We start from the raw sequence: 1,501 nt of genomic DNA, 5'->3' as shown, positions 1-1,501 counted from the left end.
GTTCCTCTCCGCCACCCTGCGAGGCCTCCCCCTCAAGACCCGCCTCCGCCACGCCCACCTCCACGCCGCCGCCACCCTCACCACCCCCGGCGACCTCGCGACACCCCCCGCCCGCGACACCGCCGACCGCCTGGCCGCCGTGGACGACGGCACCTGGGAGACACTTCGACTCGGCCCCGGCTGGACGCAAGCCGAGCAGGCCCCGGAGGAGGTACGCATTCCATGAGCCAGACCGTCGACCGCGCGCTCAGCATCCTGCCGCTGCTCGCAGAGGGCCCCGCGGACCTGGGGCAGGTCGCCGACCGCCTCGGCGTCCACAAGTCCACCGCCCTCCGCCTCCTGCGCACCCTTCACGAACACGGCATGGTCTACCGCCAGTCCGACCAGCGCTACCGCCTCGGCGCCCGCCTCATCGCGCTGGCCCAGGAGGCGATGGAGAACCTCGACATCCGCGAGATCGCCCACCCCCACCTCGTACGCCTCAACGAGCAGTGCGGCCACACCGTCCACCTCGCCGTGTACGAGGAGGACGAGGTCCTCTACATCGACAAGGTCGAGAGCCGCTACCCGGTCCGGATGTACTCCCGGATCGGCAAGCCCGTCGCCATCACCGTCGCGGCCGTGGCCAAGCTGCTCCTCGCCGACCTCCACGAGTCCGAGCGCCGCGCCCTCGCGGACAAGCTCGACTACCCCATGTTCACGTCCCGTTCGACCCCCAACGCACCCGCCTTCCTCAAGGAGTTGGAGCGTGTGCGCGAACAGGGCTGGGCCACCGACCTCGGTGGCCACGAGGAGTCCATCAACTGCGTAGCCGCACCCATCCGCGGCGCCGACGGCAGGGTCGTGGCCGCGATGTCGGTCTCCGCCCCCAACGTCGTCGTCACCGCCGACGAACTCCTCACCCTCCTCCCGCTGGTCCGCCGCACCGCGGACGCCGTCAGCGGCGAGTACTCCGGCAGAACCCCCGTCAAGGAAGCCACCTCATGACCGAGAAGACCGCGCTCACCCCCAAGACCCACACCGCCCCGCCCGCGAAGTTCTCGCACGGTGTCAGGAAGGGCAACATCCTCCAGGTGGCCGGGCAGGTCGGGTTCCTCCCGGCCGAGGAGGGCAGGCCGCCCACGCCCGCCGGCCCCACCCTGCGCGAGCAGACCCTCCAGACCCTCGCCAACGTCAAGGCGATCCTGGAGGAGGGCGGCGCGAGCTGGGACGACGCGATGATGATCCGTGTCTACCTCACGGACGTCGACCACTTCGCCGAGATGAACGGCATCTACAACACCTACTTCGAGGAGCAGGGCCTCACCGCGCCCCCGGCCGCCCGCACGACGGTCTACGTCGGCCTCCCCGCCGGACTCCTCATCGAGATCGACGCGCTCGCCTTGAGGATCGCGCCGACGACCCCGCCCGCGCCCACGACGAGCAGGCCGTTTCCGACCGGCTTGAGCGAGGCCGTCGAGACGGTCTCCACGGACTTGCCGGACCAACCGCGCCGGAGGCC

Annotated in this window: 1 protein-coding gene and 3 pseudogenes; 3 read left to right on the top strand and 1 reads right to left on the bottom strand. The window is 71.1% G+C overall.

Annotated features, from left to right (window positions below):
* The 3 genes and pseudogenes from HLK59_RS49960 to HLK59_RS49950 form a co-directional block, all read left to right on the top strand.
* Positions 1–226, top strand: a pseudogene (locus HLK59_RS49960) (sugar kinase); the annotation flags it as partial.
* Positions 223–987 carry an IclR family transcriptional regulator gene (locus HLK59_RS49955; protein ID WP_171148321.1) on the top strand — a complete coding sequence of 255 codons (765 nt, stop codon included), beginning with the start codon at positions 223–225 and terminating at the stop codon, positions 985–987. The pseudogene HLK59_RS49960 and the gene HLK59_RS49955, both read left to right, overlap by 4 nt.
* Positions 984–1,385: pseudogene (locus HLK59_RS49950) on the top strand (RidA family protein); the annotation flags it as partial. The gene HLK59_RS49955 and the pseudogene HLK59_RS49950, both read left to right, overlap by 4 nt.
* Here HLK59_RS49950 and HLK59_RS49945 read toward each other — a convergent pair.
* Positions 1,376–1,501, bottom strand: a pseudogene (locus HLK59_RS49945) (hypothetical protein); the annotation flags it as partial. The pseudogenes HLK59_RS49950 and HLK59_RS49945 sit on opposite strands and share 10 nt — an antisense overlap.

The sequence above is a fragment of the Streptomyces sp. S3(2020) genome (assembly GCF_013044505.1).
In the GTDB taxonomy this organism is placed as follows: Bacteria; Actinomycetota; Actinomycetes; order Streptomycetales; family Streptomycetaceae; genus Streptomyces.
The sequence above is the reverse complement of the archived record's forward strand: the minus strand, read 5'-3'. Positions and strand labels throughout refer to the sequence as shown.